General features: G+C 51.6%; 18 protein-coding genes. 8 read left to right on the plus strand and 10 right to left on the minus strand.

Annotated features, from left to right (window positions below):
- The 3 genes from BWI97_RS25210 to BWI97_RS25220 all read right to left on the minus strand — a co-directional run.
- A partial coding sequence (locus BWI97_RS25210; protein WP_146011030.1) for an FAD-dependent oxidoreductase occupies positions 1-93 on the minus strand: 93 nt, incomplete at its 3' end.
- Positions 86-1,381 (minus strand): DUF5690 family protein, encoded by a 1,296-nt coding sequence (locus BWI97_RS25215; protein WP_102203285.1) that lies wholly within the window; start codon positions 1,379-1,381, stop codon positions 86-88. The genes BWI97_RS25210 and BWI97_RS25215, both read right to left, overlap by 8 nt.
- Before the next feature lie 10 nt (positions 1,382-1,391).
- Positions 1,392-2,063, minus strand: a complete 672-nt coding sequence (locus BWI97_RS25220) for a phosphonatase-like hydrolase (RefSeq protein WP_102203286.1) — start codon at positions 2,061-2,063, stop codon at positions 1,392-1,394.
- Positions 2,064-2,332: 269 nt separating this feature from the next.
- Between BWI97_RS25220 and eat the strand changes: the two genes are divergently transcribed.
- From eat to BWI97_RS25240, 4 genes are all read left to right on the plus strand, one after another.
- Positions 2,333-3,628: an ethanolamine permease gene (eat, locus tag BWI97_RS25225; protein ID WP_102203287.1), complete on the plus strand. Its 1,296-nt coding sequence runs from the start codon at positions 2,333-2,335 to the stop codon at positions 3,626-3,628.
- Positions 3,629-3,651: 23 nt separating this feature from the next.
- A complete protein-coding gene (locus BWI97_RS25230; RefSeq protein ID WP_102203288.1) occupies positions 3,652-5,031 on the plus strand; it encodes an ethanolamine ammonia-lyase subunit EutB in 1,380 nt (459 codons plus the stop codon).
- Positions 5,032-5,620: 589 nt separating this feature from the next.
- Positions 5,621-6,385: an ethanolamine ammonia-lyase subunit EutC gene (gene eutC / locus BWI97_RS25235; RefSeq protein ID WP_102203289.1), complete on the plus strand. Its 765-nt coding sequence runs from the start codon at positions 5,621-5,623 to the stop codon at positions 6,383-6,385.
- A 120-nt stretch (positions 6,386-6,505) separates the two neighbouring features.
- Positions 6,506-6,721, plus strand: coding sequence for a hypothetical protein (locus BWI97_RS25240; RefSeq protein ID WP_102203290.1), 216 nt, complete (start codon positions 6,506-6,508; stop codon positions 6,719-6,721).
- Between the two features lie 93 nt (positions 6,722-6,814).
- Here the strand turns inward: BWI97_RS25240 and BWI97_RS25245 are convergent, their stop codons facing one another.
- From BWI97_RS25245 to BWI97_RS25275, 7 genes are all read right to left on the minus strand, one after another.
- Positions 6,815-7,054, minus strand: a complete 240-nt coding sequence (locus BWI97_RS25245; RefSeq protein ID WP_102203291.1) for a hypothetical protein — start codon at positions 7,052-7,054, stop codon at positions 6,815-6,817.
- Between the two features lie 165 nt (positions 7,055-7,219).
- Positions 7,220-7,459 (minus strand): hypothetical protein, encoded by a 240-nt coding sequence (locus BWI97_RS25250; protein WP_094812595.1) that lies wholly within the window; start codon positions 7,457-7,459, stop codon positions 7,220-7,222.
- Positions 7,460-7,652: 193 nt separating this feature from the next.
- Positions 7,653-8,081 (minus strand): DNA-binding response regulator, encoded by a 429-nt coding sequence (locus BWI97_RS25255; protein ID WP_146011031.1) that lies wholly within the window; start codon positions 8,079-8,081, stop codon positions 7,653-7,655.
- Positions 8,078-8,290, minus strand: coding sequence for a response regulator (locus BWI97_RS25260; RefSeq protein WP_102203293.1), 213 nt, complete (start codon positions 8,288-8,290; stop codon positions 8,078-8,080). Before BWI97_RS25260 ends, BWI97_RS25255 begins: the two co-directional genes overlap by 4 nt.
- 6 nt (positions 8,291-8,296) lie before the next feature.
- On the minus strand, positions 8,297-9,994 hold the full coding sequence (locus tag BWI97_RS25265; protein ID WP_102203294.1) for a triple tyrosine motif-containing protein: 1,698 nt from the start codon (positions 9,992-9,994) through the stop codon (positions 8,297-8,299).
- Positions 9,995-10,080: 86 nt separating this feature from the next.
- The gene (locus BWI97_RS25270) at positions 10,081-10,797 is read right to left on the minus strand and encodes a hypothetical protein (RefSeq protein ID WP_102203295.1); all 717 of its coding nucleotides are present in this window, start codon (positions 10,795-10,797) and stop codon (positions 10,081-10,083) included.
- On the minus strand, positions 10,794-11,366 hold the full coding sequence (locus tag BWI97_RS25275) for a two-component regulator propeller domain-containing protein (protein ID WP_102203296.1): 573 nt from the start codon (positions 11,364-11,366) through the stop codon (positions 10,794-10,796). Before BWI97_RS25275 ends, BWI97_RS25270 begins: the two co-directional genes overlap by 4 nt.
- Positions 11,367-11,832: 466 nt before the next feature.
- Here BWI97_RS25275 and BWI97_RS25280 point away from each other — a divergent pair, with 466 nt between their 5' ends.
- The 4 genes from BWI97_RS25280 to BWI97_RS25295 all read left to right on the plus strand — a co-directional run.
- On the plus strand, positions 11,833-12,375 hold the full coding sequence (locus BWI97_RS25280; RefSeq protein ID WP_094812601.1) for a hypothetical protein: 543 nt from the start codon (positions 11,833-11,835) through the stop codon (positions 12,373-12,375).
- Between the two features lie 236 nt (positions 12,376-12,611).
- Entirely contained in the window at positions 12,612-13,010 is a 399-nt protein-coding gene (locus tag BWI97_RS25285) for a hypothetical protein (RefSeq protein ID WP_146011032.1), read from the plus strand.
- Between the two features lie 48 nt (positions 13,011-13,058).
- On the plus strand, positions 13,059-13,877 hold the full coding sequence (locus BWI97_RS25290) for a hypothetical protein (RefSeq protein WP_102203298.1): 819 nt from the start codon (positions 13,059-13,061) through the stop codon (positions 13,875-13,877).
- A 171-nt stretch (positions 13,878-14,048) separates the two neighbouring features.
- The coding region (locus BWI97_RS25295) for a beta-L-arabinofuranosidase domain-containing protein (RefSeq protein WP_102203299.1) at positions 14,049-16,025 on the plus strand (1,977 nt) is incomplete at its 3' end.

The raw sequence follows: 16,025 nt of genomic DNA on the forward strand, positions 1-16,025 counted from the left end.
AAAAACGCTTACCTGATAACCCCGTAGAGCCAGAGCCCGGGCGGTCGCCAGACCAACGATGCCGGCTCCAATTACAATTGCGGATTTAGTCATGAATCAGTGGTGGATAAGAAACGGAAGGTATCGAATGTTTTTTACGGAAATAGTAGAGCGAAGCCAGAGCCAGTACGGCTCCGCTCAAGGCCACAAAAAGTAAAATCTGGTTGTAAAACTGGCCCCAGGACAGGCCCTCCTGGCTGAATTCTTTCAGGCAAAGCACGCCCACGCTGCCCAGATACCCAAACGAATCAGCCAGGGACATCACGAAGGCGACATTGCCCTTTTCCCGAAAAGTGGCTAGCATGCGTTCGAAGAAAATAGCGTTGTAGGGCACATACGCCAGGTACAGACCCAGCCCGCTCAGGGCCATCCAGTGGAGTCCGCTGAGCTGTCCGGCGTTGTAGGCCAGGGTAGCAAAACCCATCAAGAGACAAGCCCCGATGATCAGCAGATGGATCAGGGAAAAGGCTTTCAGGTTATTCCGAACCAGAATCAGCAAGCTCAGTAACAGCAGTACGCTCAAGGCCACGGGGCCGTCTACCTGGGTGTAAATGCCGGGCTGATTGCCATAACCTAATCGTTGCCAGATTTCTACTTCAAAATTGTCGCGGATGTCCCGAGCCACCGTAAGCAGCGTATACACCAGAACCGTCAGAACAATACCGGGTAGGAATTGCCGGATGAACAAACGGCGTTGAGCCCGGTTCATGGGTCGCCGCTCGGTCCGCAGACGTTTGTCTTCGGCACTTGGGGCCGGAATCTGCGACAATACGTAAAGACATCCCGCCAGCGGTACACTGAAGACCAGTCCAGTCAGAAAGGGCATCCAGAATTCGGATATGCCTCCCCAGCGAATGAGTAGCAGTCCCACCGTTTTCACCAGTCCCGAAGCAAAAATCAAACTGATCGCCATGACGGCCCCCATCAGTTCCGTATGCCGTCGGCCTTCCAGAAAAGAAAAAACCAGACCCCAGATCATGCCCAGGGGCAGTCCGTTCAAAAACAGAAATACGATGTTGTACGGCACGGGACACAGGGCAAAACCCAGCAACGCCAGCCCGGCCATACTCAGCAACGCAATCAGGGTAGGGATGCGTTGTTGCGGCCGACGCTGGGCCAGAAACCGGATTCCGTAAAATTTACTCAACGTGTACCCCAGCATCTGAGCCAGAATCAACCAGACTTTATAATCCAGCGGACCCAGTTGTAACGTGCTGTAAGTACCCGCCGTGAAAGCTTTCCGGAAAGCGTACATGCAGCTGTACGTCCCAAAGGCGGCTAGTCCGGCCACCAGTGAAACCAGCCAGGAAGGGGTTACCCGCTTACGCGATAGGGCAGTCATACCAGGAGTATCAGGCCAGAACAATGTCTACCACCTCAGCCACCGAATCAACCGTATGCGTGGGCTCGTACTGGAGAAGTTCCTCCCGCGTAAACGTCCCCGTCGTCACGCCAATGACGTACCGGCAACCCGCATTTCGGCCCTCGTTCATGTCGACTTCCGTATCGCCGACTTTGGCTACTTCTTCGGTTTGCGTGATGCCCAGGGTTTGCATGGTCTGGTAAATCATGTCCGGGTACGGACGGCCATTGGCAACATCGTCGCTAGCTACGAGGTGATCAATGGCATCCTGCCAGTCGAGACGCTGCACAATCACTTCGGCAATATCCCGGGAGAAACCCGTATCCAAACCCACTTTGATCCCGGCCTGCCGAAGTCGGATGAAGGTTTCTTCGACGTCGGGCAGGGCTCGCAGGTCGGTCGACGTCTGGTAAAAGGTTAGCATGTCCCGCACAAAATCTTCGTGAATCTGATCGATCAGCGTATCCGTAACCTCGGCTCCGGCTTCGGTCAGCAGCATCCGGATCGCCAGGGGCTTTTTATAGCCCATCAGGGGATTAATGCTTTCCAGCGAAAACGAAAAGCCGTGTTTCTGCAAGGCCTGTTGCAAGGCCTGACTTACGTGGTTTTCATCGTAGACGGTCGTACCCGCCATATCAAATACTACTAACTTGATTGCCATGTTCAGAGTGATTCGGTTACGAATACAATAGTAAACAGTGTTTATTATTTGTAAACAAAGGAATTGTTACCGAATCATTAAGATTGGTTTTCGTACCCGTCTGATTATGGATTCAGCTTTGTACTTCCGCCCCTGATGCCCTGCGTACGTGTCGACAATCCTTTGAATGGTTACGTATCGAGCAACGACTCAGGGATTCCTTGCCCAATCCCTTCCGCTTTTGTCCAGAAAAACCTATCTTCCCTCTTCTTCCCTTAATCCTATTGAACATGGCAGAATTAAAGAAAGCTCTGACGGCTGTACACGTCTGGGCTATTGGCGTGGGACTGGTCATCTCGGGCGAATACTTTGGCTGGAATTACGGATGGGGCGTGGCCGGAACGCTGGGCCTGCTGCTGGCTACCCTTCTCATCACGTTACTATACGTCACATTCATTTTTAGCTTTACCGAACTCACCACGGCCATTCCGCAGGCCGGTGGGCCTTTCGCCTACGCTCTCAAAGCCTTTGGCCCCTGGGGAGCCATCATTGCCGGATACGCTACCCTGATTGAATTTCTGTTCGCGACGCCCGCCATTGCTCTGGCTTTGGGTAGTTACGTCCATTTTCTGTACCCCGGCATTGCCGTCATTCCGGCCTCGCTGGTTTCGTACGCTTTGTTCACGGGGATCAATTTGCTGGGGGTTGAGGAAGCGGCCTGGTTTTCGCTGATTATGACGCTCCTCGCCATTGCCGAACTATTGGTGTTTCTGGGGGTCGTACTGCCGCATTTCGATCTGCAAACGTTCCTGCATCGTCCGTTTCCGTATGGCTGGGCGGGCGTATTTGCGGCTTTACCCTTCGCGATCTGGCTGTTTGTTTGTCTGGAAGGCATTGCCATGGTAGCCGAAGAAGTGAAAGACACCAATCGGGCCTTAGCCCGAGGGTATATTTCAGCCTTACTAACGCTGGCTCTGCTGGCCTTGGGTGTTATGATCAGTATTGGCGGCGTGACGCAGTGGGAAAACCTGAGTACCATCGATTATCCACTACCCGAGTCCATTGCCTTGATTCTGGGACGGGAAAATCCCCTGACGAAGCTTTTTGCCAGCGTCGGCCTGTTTGGGCTGATTGCTTCCTTTCACGGCATCATCATTAGTTATTCGCGACAACTCTTCGCCCTGGCCCGTCAGGAATACCTGCCCGCTTCTCTGGCACTGGTCAGTTCCCGGCGGCGGGTACCGTACGTCGCGTTGCTCGTGGGGGCTGCCTTAGGGATGACTGCTCTACTGGTGCTGGATACCAGTAAGCTTGTCATTCTTTCGACTATTGGAGCCGTGGTGGTCTATATCATCAGTATGCTGGCTCTGTTTCAGCTTCGCCGTACCGAACCCGGCCTGAACCGTCCGTTTCGGGCTCCCTTGTATCCGTATTTCCCGGCAATTGCCCTGGGTCTGGCTACCCTGGCTTTGATCGCGATGGCGTATTTTTACTGGCCACTGGCCCTGCTGTTTTTTGGCGGACTGCTGGTTTTATTACTGGGCTACGGCTTCCGTCTGCGTCGAAGCCGGACGAAAGTCCTTTAACTGAATGAAACCACGATTTTCCTATGAGCTACCATTGTACCATCCGGGGATTTACGTACCGGTTCCCTTCCCTGCGGGAGCTGCTGGCCAAGGCAAGTCCGCTCCGGTCGGGTGACCAGCTGGCGGGACTGGCGGCTGAAAGCTATGAAGAACGCATTGCCGCTCAGATGGCCCTGGCCGAGGTACCCTTACCGACTTTTCTGAACGAAGCGGTAGTTCCGTATGAACGGGATGAAGTGACGCGGCTGATTGTGGATACGCATCCGGCGGAGGTTTTTGGTCGTATTCATCATTTTACCGTGGGTGATTTACGCGACTGGCTACTAAGCGATGATGCTGACACGCTACAACTCCAGGAGATTGCACCAGCCCTGACGCCCGAAATGGTGGCGGCGGTATCCAAACTCATGCGAAATCAGGATTTGATTCTGGTGGCTCAGAAGTGTGAAGTCATTACGCGATTTCGGAATACGCTAGGTTTAAAAGGCCATTTATCCGTACGCTTACAGCCCAATCACCCCACCGACGACGCCAAAGGCATTGCCGCCAGCATCATCGATGGATTACTCTACGGCAGTGGCGATGCGGTCATCGGGATTAATCCGGCTACGGATAGTCCGACTACAGTTTCCCGCTTGCTGTACATGCTCGATGGCCTACGCGAGCGGTTCGAAATGCCCGCCCAAAGCTGCGTACTGAGTCACGTGACAATGACGCTGGAACTCATCCAGCAGGGCGTTCCGGTAGATTTGATTTTTCAATCCATCGCCGGTACCGAGCAGGCGAATGCCAGTTTTGGAATTTCGCTGGGTCTTTTGCAGGAAGCTTACGAGGCGGGACTGTCGCTGAATCGGGGTACGGTCGGTACGAATGTCATGTATTTCGAGACGGGTCAGGGGAGTGCATTGTCTTCCCAAAGTCACCACGGCGTGGATCAGCAAACCTGCGAAGCCCGTGCCTATGCAGTGGCCCGTCATTTTAAACCTTTTATGGTAAATTCCGTGGTCGGATTCATCGGTCCGGAGTACCTCTTCGACGGAAAACAGATTATACGAGCCGGACTCGAAGACCATTTTTGCGGGAAACTGCTGGGTTTACCCATGGGCATGGACATCTGCTACACCAACCACGCTCAGGCGGATCAGGATGATATGGATACGCTGTTGACGCTGCTCGGTGTGGCGGGCGTGAATTTCATCATGGGGGTGCCCGGTGCCGATGATATTATGCTGAATTACCAGTCTACGTCCTTTCACGATGCCCTGTACCTCCGCCGGACGCTGGGACTCCGGCCCGCTCCCGAATTCGAAGCGTGGTTGCTGCGGCAGGGAATTCTGGATACAGGACAGCTGAAAAAAGGAATTTCTGAACGGATGTATGAGCTGTTGATGAAGTCATCTTGAAGAGAGTAAGTGTATCTTATGTTTCAGAGTATAGAGACCTCGTTATTCACCTAGACTGCGTTTGTTCCTTTAAGCACGGCTGTGCGGTAGCCCCTGAGCCTTCCAGGCTGGACCTCTCTACACCTGACCATTCCATGGGGGCCATCCCATGGCGGCGACCGGCCCGCTTTAGGCCACCTTATTGCGGCTGTCGTAGGTCGTTCCGTTGCCATTCCATGGTGGCCCCCATGGAATGGCTCAGGGGCGGGAGAGGTTTTCATCTTCCAGTAATAGTTGATGGATGTGAGTTATTGGCGAGTTCGTATAGTGGATAGCATAAAACCAGCCCCCGTCCTATCGCGAAAAGCCGCCTTCCATTCCATGGCGGCTTCATCCGCAACGCGGTAGCCTTGAGCAGGATGAAAAGAGCGGTGTTCGCGATAGGGACTAGAAAAACAGCCGCCTCAGTAGGGCGAGATACTGATTTTATATTACTGGTTATTGATTATGAACAAGTTTCGGTATGGAGTAATTCTTATGGCTTCAAATAGCAGTCATATCAGCGAGAGCAGAACAGAACTGTTACGATATACACTAAACCTTTTAGTCAATGAATGAAATTCAAAAATACCCCATACCTCCCGACGAGTGGGAATCGCTGAAAACGTTTACGGACGCTCGCATTGCCCTGGGCAAAACCGGTGTTTCCATTCCCCTGCGGGAGTCGCTGGCGTTTAAACTGGCTCATGCTCATGCCAAAGATGCCGTATACTCCAGCCTCGATACGCAGGCTTTGGCGACTCGCTGGCAGAAGTACGGGATGCCCGTGTACACCCTGAAAACGCAGGCTCTCAACCGGGACCAGTATCTGCAACGGCCCGATCTGGGTCGTAAGCTGCACGAAGATTCGGTACAGTTGCTGGAAGGCCTGCATACAAATCCGGTCGATGTAGCTGTAGTCATCGCGGATGGCCTTTCGGCAACGGCTATTATGGAAAATGCGGAGCCTTTTCTGGATCGTTTCTGGACGAAAGCAGAGGAACGGGGTTATTCACTGGCCCCGCTATGTCTGGTCGAACAGGGGCGGGTAGCGATTGGGGATGAAATTGGATCATTGCTACGGGCTAGGCTGGTGGTCGTACTCATTGGCGAACGACCCGGCTTAAGTTCCTTCAATAGCATGGGACTCTATCTGACCTTCGACCCTGAGCCTGGCCTAACGGATGAACGAAGAAATTGTATTTCAAACATCCGTCCCCAAGGCCTATCCATTGAACTGGCCGTAGATAAGCTTTTATACCTATTGCAGGAGGCATTTCGGCTGCAACTGACCGGCGTTCTTTTAAAAGAAAAGGAGCCGAAGGGAATCAATTGAGGTACTTTGGGACTTATAAACCAGTACGCTTCGTTTCAAGTAGCTCGTAAGTCAGTATGAATTTCTTACATCAGTTAGGTTCGGTCATCAGTCTGTTTAGCTTTATTCTCGTGCAATCACTTGCTGTTTGTACGGTCGATTAATGCCTTTACTTCCCAGGATAAACCCAGTACCATGGCCCTGGTAACCGTTTTTGCATGTTTTCTGGTAACCATTGGTTTGTATTACTACACGAATGCCGAACACATTCCCTTCATTCGGATTTTGTTGATGGTTAATGTCGTACAGCTAATCTTACTGGCTGTGCTATTCTTATTGACGAACGAGGCACATTAAAAGGGTAAAGCTGGTACGGCTTCCGATTCTGCCACCAATCGTTTGATAATAGCCACTTCGTCAGAGCCTTCGTTTGCCGGATCAGGGTTTGCGTTAGTTCAGCCGATAGCCTCCTACCGGAAGTGAACCCAGTCCGCCCGCATTCGAAACGCCTGCTACCATCGCCAGCGTTGTTACGCCCAGCATGGGAGCCTGAATGATGGAGGAAGCCATACCGTAGAGCCAGGTAATCTGATTCGTTAGTGCATGGCGGCAACTACGGAAAAGAATCGTAGATCGGCAATGAGAAACGGTAGTTTCCTGCCTGTGATAATTTTCTGAAATGAGAATCATTTTTTTTAGCACGGACCAGGAACTGCATCGAGCCTATTCGCTGGCGACAGTTACGGTTGGGGCCTATCGGGTGCGAGGTACAAGACTCTGTATTTACCTAAATAAAAAATGAAAAGCCGTTCTTAGCATGGCTAAAAACGGCTTTTGTGGTTCACCAGGAAGGAATTAATCGTGACCTTCCAGTTTCACCAGTTTATTGTAAATTCCCAGGAGAAGGAATGGTGCGGCCCATTGGCCTACGAATAATGCTGTGTTACGCTCACCCAGGATTTTAAGCGTTGCTGAAACGCCCATAGACGCCAGGGCAGCCCACAAAAATACGTCAGAGGGCAATTTTGCCGTTTGTTCTTCGATAGCGGTAGCTACTTTCCCTTCTTTGTGTTCGGGATTGAATTCATTTGCCATACTGGTAGAAAGTTAAAAGTTTAACGTGAAATTGGTTATACGTCAAAGCTTATGAAAACAACCGTTCCACCCAGTATACGTAGTACAATCCATTCAGTATATAGTGTTCAGTGATTGACAGATACGCCTTGTTGCGTTCCGTATGTGCCTCTTTTTGAGGTAGCCCATGCCCATATACAAGCTGGTACAGCCCCTATACGAGTCCTTCCCGCATGGCTTTAAGTACCGCTTCTGTCTTGGAGTTCACCTGAAGTTTGTCGTAAATACTACGAATATGCGAGCGAACGGTATCAATGCTGATGTGCAGGTGATCGGCGAGCAGCTTGTAGCTGTATCCGGCCACTAAGCCTTTGATGATGTCGAGTTCGCGGGGCGATAGCAGCGTTCCTTCCGAAGGAGTACTCTGCGGTTGCTGGAAGTGGACCAGCACTTTGCGGGCCACGCTGGCCGTCATGGGTGATCCGCCCCGGTGCAAATCAAAAATGGCCGCAATCAGCTCCGAAGGCGAGGTATGTTTGAGCAGGTAGCCGCTGGCTCCATTGCGAATCGCCCGAAAAATTTTGTCCTCATCGTCAAAAACCGTCAACATCAACACCTGACTTTGCGGGGAAACAGCTTTCACCAGCGGTACGCATCGATGCCACTCAGACCCGGCAGGTCAATGTCCATGAGTATCACCTGGGGTTGCAGGCTTTGAATTTCCGGGGTAAGGCTGTGGCAGTTGGCGAAAGCCCCCAGCAGTTGTAAGCCCGGCGTAGCCTGGATCAAAAAGGATAAACCTTCGCGGAGTTCGCGGTTATCTTCGTAATAAACAATTCCAATTTCGCTCATATGATCTCAACGTATCGTTGCGGTTAACGTGATCGAAGTGCCCTGACCCGGTGCGGTACGCAGCACAATCGTACCCCGAATGTCGCGGGCCCGGGCGTGCAGGTTGGGCAGCCCATTGCCAGAGCGGGTACGGTCCCGATCAAACCCGACCCCATTGTCCTGAATCTGAAGGTGTAATACGCGGCCCTCCACGCTCAACCGCACGTCGATGCGGCTACAGGCGGAGTACTTGACGGCATTGTTAATACTTTCCTTGAAAATCAAATACAGATTGCGACGTTGTTCGACGCTGAGCCGAAGGATGGGAAAGGGTTCACCGACGGTCATATTGAGGACGATTCCCCGGGCTTCGGTCAGGCGAAGGGCAAACTCCCGCATCCGGCTCACCAGGTCGTCGAGTCCATCCTGATTGGATTTGATGGTCCAGATAATGTCCTGCATGGATTCGGCCAGCGTACTGGCGTTATCGCTGATGCGTTTGAGCAGGGGAACGGAGTCGGGCCGAACGTCGGCAATTTGCCCCTGTACCACTTCACTGAAAATGCGAATGCTACTCAGCGTTGAACCAATATCATCGTGTAAATCCGTGGCAATGCGGTCGCGAATGAGAGCGAGATGCTGTTGCTGGGCCATTCGGTAGCGATAAATGCCGTACAAAAGGCCGAGGACGAGCAAGCCAATCAGGGCCTTAAACCAAAAGGTCTGGTAATACGCCGGAATGACGTGAATCCGCAGGCGGGTGCCCCGTTTGTTCCAGACGCCATCGTTATTAGACGCCCGCACCCAGAGTTCGTAATCGCCGGGGGCCAGATTGGTATACGTAGCGGTTCGGGCCGACGTGACTACCCAGTCCTTATCAAAGCCCAGTAACCGATACGCGTACTGATTTTTTCGGGACTGACTGAAATTCAAAGCGGTGAAGGAAACCGTCAGCGTATTGTCGCCGGGATGGAGCGTAATCTGCTGGGAGGTGTCTAGCGGCTGAACCTGATTGTTGATTCGAATTTCCGTAAGCCATACGGGCGGAATCAGCGTATTTTTTCGCAGATCTCCGGGTTTGAAATAATTGAATCCTTCGGAAGCACTGATGAACAGTTCACCCGAGCGATTGCGGGTAATGGGATCAAACAAATTGCCGGACAAAATGCCATCACTGCCCATTAAGCCGTCACTCGATTGACTGTAATACTGAAACAAGCCCGCCTGTCCGGGTTTTTTAGTCGGGTCAAGTTCGTGCAGGCGTTCGTCCGTATGCAGCCACAGATGGCCCCGCTGGTCTTCACAAATACCAAAAATATGGTCGGACGTAAGTCCGTTTTTCAAGGTGTACGTTTGCAGGACTTTACCGTCGTAATCGGCCTTGATCAGAAAACCAATGCCCGAGTGCCACCAGTTTCCGTTTCGATCCAGATAAAAGGTACTGTGTAATTCATCCGTGGGCGAAATACCCGACGGCAGTCCCCGAAAGGTGAGCCATTCGAAATTTTTTCGTTCCGCATCCAGCCGCAGAATACCCCGATTCGTTAGTAGCCAAAGTCGTCGTTGAGCATCTTCCTGAATACGGTTAATCGTAAAGTTAGGCTGGCCGTTCAAGGGATGGGGCCAACGTTTCAGTTGATGGCTGGCCGGATCGTACCAGAACAAGCCATTAATCAGCGAGCCAATCCAGATTTTTCCGCTGGCGTCCTGACACAATACGGGCATGTGGGTGTTGACCTTGGGATAATTAGAACCCTGGAACGGGGTTATTTTAATCGTTTCCCACTGTTGGCTACGGGGCTCGTAGGTGCTCACCCCATCCTTGGACCTACCCAGAGCTTACCCGAACGGTCCTGGATGAAGCTATACGCTCCAACCGTAGGCTGAGGGGCGGTGAGCCTTTCCAGCGTATTCTGCCGACGATCCCAGCGAATCAGACCGGATTGCTGGGTGAGGGCCCAATAAATATCATCCTGAACAATATCCTGCCGGACGGTCTGGATCATGGGCAAGCGACTATCGTCCCGACTTTCAATGATTCGTCGGTATAATTTCTGGGCGTTGGGATCTTTGGCCGCCAGGCCCTGAGTTGTTCCCAGCCAGATAATATGGGTAGCCGTATCTTTCAGGAAAATATTGGTTCGACCGCCGGGGTAACTGGCCGGGTCTTCGGGAACATTCTTGAACGGGGTTAGCTCCTGCGTCCTGGGCTGATAACTGAAAATCCGGTCGAAACTTCCCAGCCAAAGGATAGAGGAGCCGTTTTTTTCGAATTCCTCGGTCATGGTCGATACGTTCACGGCTGGTGTAGGATGCAGAATGAATCGTTGTTGGACTGCATCATAGCGACAAAGGCCCAGTCGGAAGGACAGTGGGTGCGAAAACGTGTAAAGGTCTCCTGATTGCGTTTCCAGCATTCGCTGGGAATGGAACGGTACCTCATTCGGATGAAACGGGTCGTGCCCCTGCACGTACTGAAACTGCCCTTTGGCCCGATCAAACCGGTACAGTACCCGAAACAGGCTCAACCACAGACGGCCCTTTGAATCCAGAAAAGGTTCGGGATAGTAACTCGGAATAGCGAAGGGCAGATCGAATGCTTTTTTTTCCAGCGTACGCGGATGAATGCGGTATAGTTTATCGTAGGTCGTGAACCATCCCCAGCCTTCCCGATCAAAAAAACGGGGGATGTAAAATCATTATCGCCCTGCTGATCCTGGTTTTGGGGGAGGGGGATGCGTACGCCCGTTTCGCTCCAGGGATCAAATCGAAGTAACCCCCGGGTTGTCGAAATCCAGAGATAGCCCTGCGAATCGGTCGTTAAGCCATTTAGGTTAACGTAATTACTGGGCAAGCCAGAGGCCGCTCCAGTACTTTTGAAAACTTTAAAAGTCAGGCCATCGAATCGATTGAGGCCATTGATGGTACCAATCCATAAAAAGCCCCGCCGATCTTTGGCCAAGGAGGTGATGACATTGCTCGATAAGCCGTGTTGCGTCGTAAAGCGGGTAAAAGCAATCGGGCTGGTTTGAGCCAGCACGCGGAAACCGGAAATAATCCAGAAAAAGAAAAGCAGAAGCTCCAGCCTTTTTCGCATGAGAGTGAAAACGTGTAGGGACAAAGATTGACCGAAATCCAGCCAAAGACAAATTTGCCGGATCGCATAAACATGTGAATCGTATTGGGGGCGGGCTAGGGCATCGGAGCAAACCCGGACCGTACTCGCAATCCAGACCGAATGAGAGACAGTAAGCCTTGTGTCAGGCGTCGAAAACCCGTAGAAGTCGGTGGTAGTCAGCTACTTCAAAGAGATCTATTTTGGTATTTCACATTTTCATGCGATTGACGGCGGTCCGTTTTTCCACCAATTTTGCAAGGTCCAATTGGAGTAGGGACGGGGTCTGGAGCGGTTTAAACCAGGAAAAGAAAGCACCAGTTCAACCGGTTTTTCGGTGCGTTCATCCCCGGTATTTAGCAATTCGAACACACCGTCTATACGTTTCGGAATTCGCCCGTGTCAATTTTATCGTACCCATCAACCGTTATTATCCCCTTGTTTAGCCATGAAACGCATGAATCTGATTACCTTTTTGTTGACATTACTGTCCTTTTCCTGCCAGAAAAATTCGGGCATATCGCCGGATGACTCCGGTTCGACGCATGGAAAGAGTTACATCAAAGTAAATTTTAACGGTCACACGAAGACCTATAAGGACGTGACGATGTCCCTGATGGGAGGCGGGGGTACCGGCACCATTGAAGGGTGGTCAATGACGGCCGGACGTAACCACGGTGACTACCTGTCAATTGGTGTGTTTGCCCGGGAAACCGGAACCTTTCCGTACCGGCAGGACGTGAATAATTACCACAACATCAGCATGGTTGAATACCAGCAGTCGAAGGGTTCCTATACCAATTACAAAGCTTTAATTTGTCCCACCACGTCTGGGTATTATTCGACGCAGGGGAAAGTAGTAGTCGAAGCCTTCGAAGCGGGCAAACTGGCCAAAGGCACCTTTACGGGAAATCTGCTGGTGCCGGATACGGAGGATTGCTCGACGGAAAGTGTATCCTTTAGCGGCGAATTTTATCTGGTCAAAGAGTAACGGATTTAGCGTATACTTTTTAGGGGTAGGGCATTTTCAGAGAATCCCGATGAGAAAGTGTAGCGTACGTTCAACCTTCTTTTTATTTCCATGAAAACAATGATGAATAAGACGAGTCGTACGGGCTTTCGATGCCGCCGGGAGTACCAGCCGATGTAATCCCGTACGTCCGTTTTAGCGTACCTGAGCCAAGTCTGCTCCGGGTGTACCGCTGCCAAACGTTCTGCTCAAAAACCATGAAACGAATGCTCTTCGGGTACCTGCTGGTACTCACGATGATGGCCTGTCAGCCCACCCTGCCCACGCGGGTACTGGAGGGAACATTTGTCGGACCCGGTTCAGTACAGGCAGCCCAGGGGGGGCTCACCTCGTACGCAGAAATCGAAATTACGCTGAAACCCCTGACGGCAACAACCGTGGAGGTAAGCAGCCCCGAGTTCAAATCCTTCATTATTCAACGCTTGGCCCATTCCGGAACCACTATTTTTCTTTCGGATAATGAACAAAACTTGTTTCACTTTTCGGGAGAACCCAGCACCCGAAGTTTGCTCGTGGACTGGACTACCGAAATTGCGGGGCAACGACAGACCATCCGGTTTGGTGGACGAAAAAAAAGTTTGGTCTTTGTTATTTAACTGAGCGGCAGGCGAGAGTATCAATCCCTGTCCTGACGAATACAAGTCATGAAAAAATACCTGTTCTTTAGTTGGTTGAGTGTTATTGTAGGAGTAACGGCCTGTGCCAAGTCCGAACCAGAGCCGACCCGCCCGGTAGACCCGCCCGTAGGCTCTGAAACTCATCGGTTGGTAAAAATCACGTCGGGCGAGCAGAATCAGCAAAGTTATCAGTATAACGACCAGGGCTTACTGCAAAGATCGAATGTACACTGGCGGTACAACGATTCGTTGACGGTAGCTTCGACAACAACTTTTACTTACGATACAGAAAAACGGCTGTCCCGGATTTTGTACGATGGAAAGCCTTATGTAACGTTTTTTTACGAAGGCAAGCTACTCGATAAAACGGAAGAATACGATCACAAAGGTCGGCTGGTGGTTACGCATTTTTATTTGTTCAATGGCGAAGGGCAACTCGTCGAATTACTCGATCAGATTCACGATACCGAAACGGCAGCCGTACAAAGTTTTATTAAGCACCGCTACGAATACGAGGGGCAGCGGAATGTGCAACGTGTACTCTCGTTCCGAAAAAATGTAAATGATCCCACGTTTACACCCTGGCAGAATGTGTACTACGAGCACTACGACACGAAGAAAAATCCCCATCTGCCGCAGGTTTCCTATCCCTTTGTCGAAGTAACGGCTACTCAGGTGAATAACCCCGGAAAAGTGACGGTTCGGGATGCCCGGGATGAATCGCTGTTAAGCGTCGAAATCTATGCGTATACCTATGGTGCTCAGGGGTATCCGTTGAAAAAAACGCAGCAACTCAGCACAACCCATCCGCTGCCCGCCGTGACAGTGAGCTATCAGTATCAGTAAAAGCAGACGAGTGTAAGTGATGGAAAAGGCCCGGTTCATCCGGGCTTTTTGCGTTGGTAAAGGATTTCGTAAGTAAAAAAGGACTAAAAACGGGCGAGCACTTTCGGGTTAGAGCAATCGGGACCTATCTTTCTGTGGCATTTACTAAACCTATTGAAATTAAGTTCACGTATGAAAAAAACGCTTGCTGTAATCCTTTGTGGATGGACCTTGTTCGCTAGCGGGCAATCGAACCAACCGGCTGCCTCGCTTCGTCCGAACCCGTACCAGGAGTTGCCCTTGGGAGCGATTCGGCCCGAGGGCTGGTTACGGGAAAGGCTCATACGCCAGAAAGAAGGTGCCACGGGTAAACTTGATGTGCTGTACCCTTCCGTAATGGGTCCGCGAAATGGCTGGCTGGGTGGCGACGGGGATCAGTGGGAGCGGGGACCGTACTGGGTAGACGGACTACTACCGCTGGCGTACTTGCTAAACGATGCCGAACTGATTGCCAAAACCAAACCCTGGGTTGAATGGGCGTTGAACAGCCAGCAACCGGACGGCTACTTTGGCCCTTCCCACGATTACGGGCCGGAAGCTGGCTTGCAACGGGATAATAGCCGGGATTGGTGGCCTAAAATGGTCACGCTGAAGATTTTAAAACAGTATTATTCCGCCACGGGGGATCAACGGGTGATTCGTCTGATGACCAATTATTTTAAGTACCAACTCAAGGAATTACCCAAAACGCCGCTGGATCACTGGACCTTCTGGGCCCGTTACCGGGGCGGTGATAATCTGATGCTGGTGTACTGGCTGCACCGAATTACGGGCGATGCTTTTTTACTGCAACTCGGCGACCTGATTCACAAACAAACCTTTGACTATACCAACGCGTTCCTGCAAACGGACATGCTGAGTCAGCCCGGCAGTATTCACTGCGTAAACCTGGCTCAGGGTTTGAAAACGCCGGTGATTCAGTATCAGCACCATCCGAAAGCGGAATATATACAGGCGGTGGATCGCGGACTGGCGGATATTCGAAAATACAATGGCATGGCTCATGGCCTGTACGGCGGTGATGAAGCGTTGCACGGTAATAACCCGACGCAGGGTTCCGAGCTGTGTTCGGCCGTGGAGATGATGTTTTCGCTGGAAAGCATGCTGGAAATTACGGGGAAGGTGGCCTGGGCCGATCAGCTCGAAAAGATTGCCTTTAATGCCTTGCCTACCCAGATTTCGGACGATTTTATGAGTCGGCAGTACTTCCAGCAGGCCAATCAGGTGATGTTGACGCGGCACACCCGCAACTTTGACGTAAACCACGGCGGTACGGATGTGTGTTTTGGCTTGCTGACGGGCTATCCCTGCTGTACGTCGAATATGCACCAGGGCTGGCCCAAGTTTACCCAAAACCTGTGGTACAAAACATCCGATCAGGGGTTGGCGGCTTTAGTGTATGCTCCGAGCGAAGTTAAAACGGTGGTTGGAAAAAATGTGCCCGTGACCTTCAGGGAAGAAACGGGCTATCCGTTTGAAGAAACGATTCGTTTCACACTGACGACCGAGGCTCGTAGTGTTACGTTTCCCCTGCACCTGCGAATCCCCGAATGGTGTCCGAAAGCCAGTCTGACCATCAACGGGAAACCCTACAAAGAAGTAGTAGGCAATGCCGTGACAGTGATCAATCGTACCTGGAAATCCGGGGATGTTGTCGAAGTACAACTCCCCATGCCGCTCAGACAAAGTAGTTGGTACGAAAACTCCCATTCTATCGAACGAGGCCCGCTGACGTACGCCCTGCCCCTCGGTGAAGAGGTAAAAAAAGTTACCAATACGAAAGACCCCATTGACTACGGTGATGCGTACGAAGAAGTTCGGCCGACTACACCCTGGAATTACAGTCTCATCGTCAGTTCGGACGCCAAACTAGCCGAGCGATATATCGTGGAGAAAACTGGAAAGGTGTCGAACTCCCCCTGGACTACCGAAAGTGCTCCGATCCGAATTCGGACCAAAGGCCGTCGTATTCCTTCCTGGGGCTTGTACAATGACATGACCGGACCCATTCCGTACAGCGTAACGTACAATCTGGAGTACGGACCCGAGGAGGAAATCATTTTAATTCCCTACGGTTGTACCCGTCTGCGAATCGCCCAGTTTCCGGTA

Origin of the sequence: Siphonobacter sp. BAB-5405, from assembly GCF_002872335.1 — a bacterium.
GTDB lineage: Bacteria > Bacteroidota > Bacteroidia > Cytophagales > Spirosomataceae > Siphonobacter.

Coding starts and splice junctions, on each gene's coding strand:
- BWI97_RS25285 (WP_146011032.1), top strand. CDS start 12,612: ATGAAACGAATGCTCTTCGGGTACCTGCTGGTACTCACGATGATGGCC.
- BWI97_RS25245 (WP_102203291.1), bottom strand. CDS start 7,054: ATGATTCTCATTTCAGAAAATTATCACAGGCAGGAAACTACCGTTTCT.
- BWI97_RS25290 (WP_102203298.1), top strand. CDS start 13,059: ATGAAAAAATACCTGTTCTTTAGTTGGTTGAGTGTTATTGTAGGAGTA.
- eat (WP_102203287.1), top strand. CDS start 2,333: ATGGCAGAATTAAAGAAAGCTCTGACGGCTGTACACGTCTGGGCTATT.
- eutC (WP_102203289.1), top strand. CDS start 5,621: ATGAATGAAATTCAAAAATACCCCATACCTCCCGACGAGTGGGAATCG.
- BWI97_RS25280 (WP_094812601.1), top strand. CDS start 11,833: ATGAAACGCATGAATCTGATTACCTTTTTGTTGACATTACTGTCCTTT.
- BWI97_RS25265 (WP_102203294.1), bottom strand. CDS start 9,994: ATGCCCGTATTGTGTCAGGACGCCAGCGGAAAAATCTGGATTGGCTCG.
- BWI97_RS25260 (WP_102203293.1), bottom strand. CDS start 8,290: ATGAGCGAAATTGGAATTGTTTATTACGAAGATAACCGCGAACTCCGC.
- BWI97_RS25275 (WP_102203296.1), bottom strand. CDS start 11,366: ATGCGAAAAAGGCTGGAGCTTCTGCTTTTCTTTTTCTGGATTATTTCC.
- BWI97_RS25230 (WP_102203288.1), top strand. CDS start 3,652: ATGAGCTACCATTGTACCATCCGGGGATTTACGTACCGGTTCCCTTCC.
- BWI97_RS25250 (WP_094812595.1), bottom strand. CDS start 7,459: ATGGCAAATGAATTCAATCCCGAACACAAAGAAGGGAAAGTAGCTACC.
- BWI97_RS25215 (WP_102203285.1), bottom strand. CDS start 1,381: ATGACTGCCCTATCGCGTAAGCGGGTAACCCCTTCCTGGCTGGTTTCA.
- BWI97_RS25220 (WP_102203286.1), bottom strand. CDS start 2,063: ATGGCAATCAAGTTAGTAGTATTTGATATGGCGGGTACGACCGTCTAC.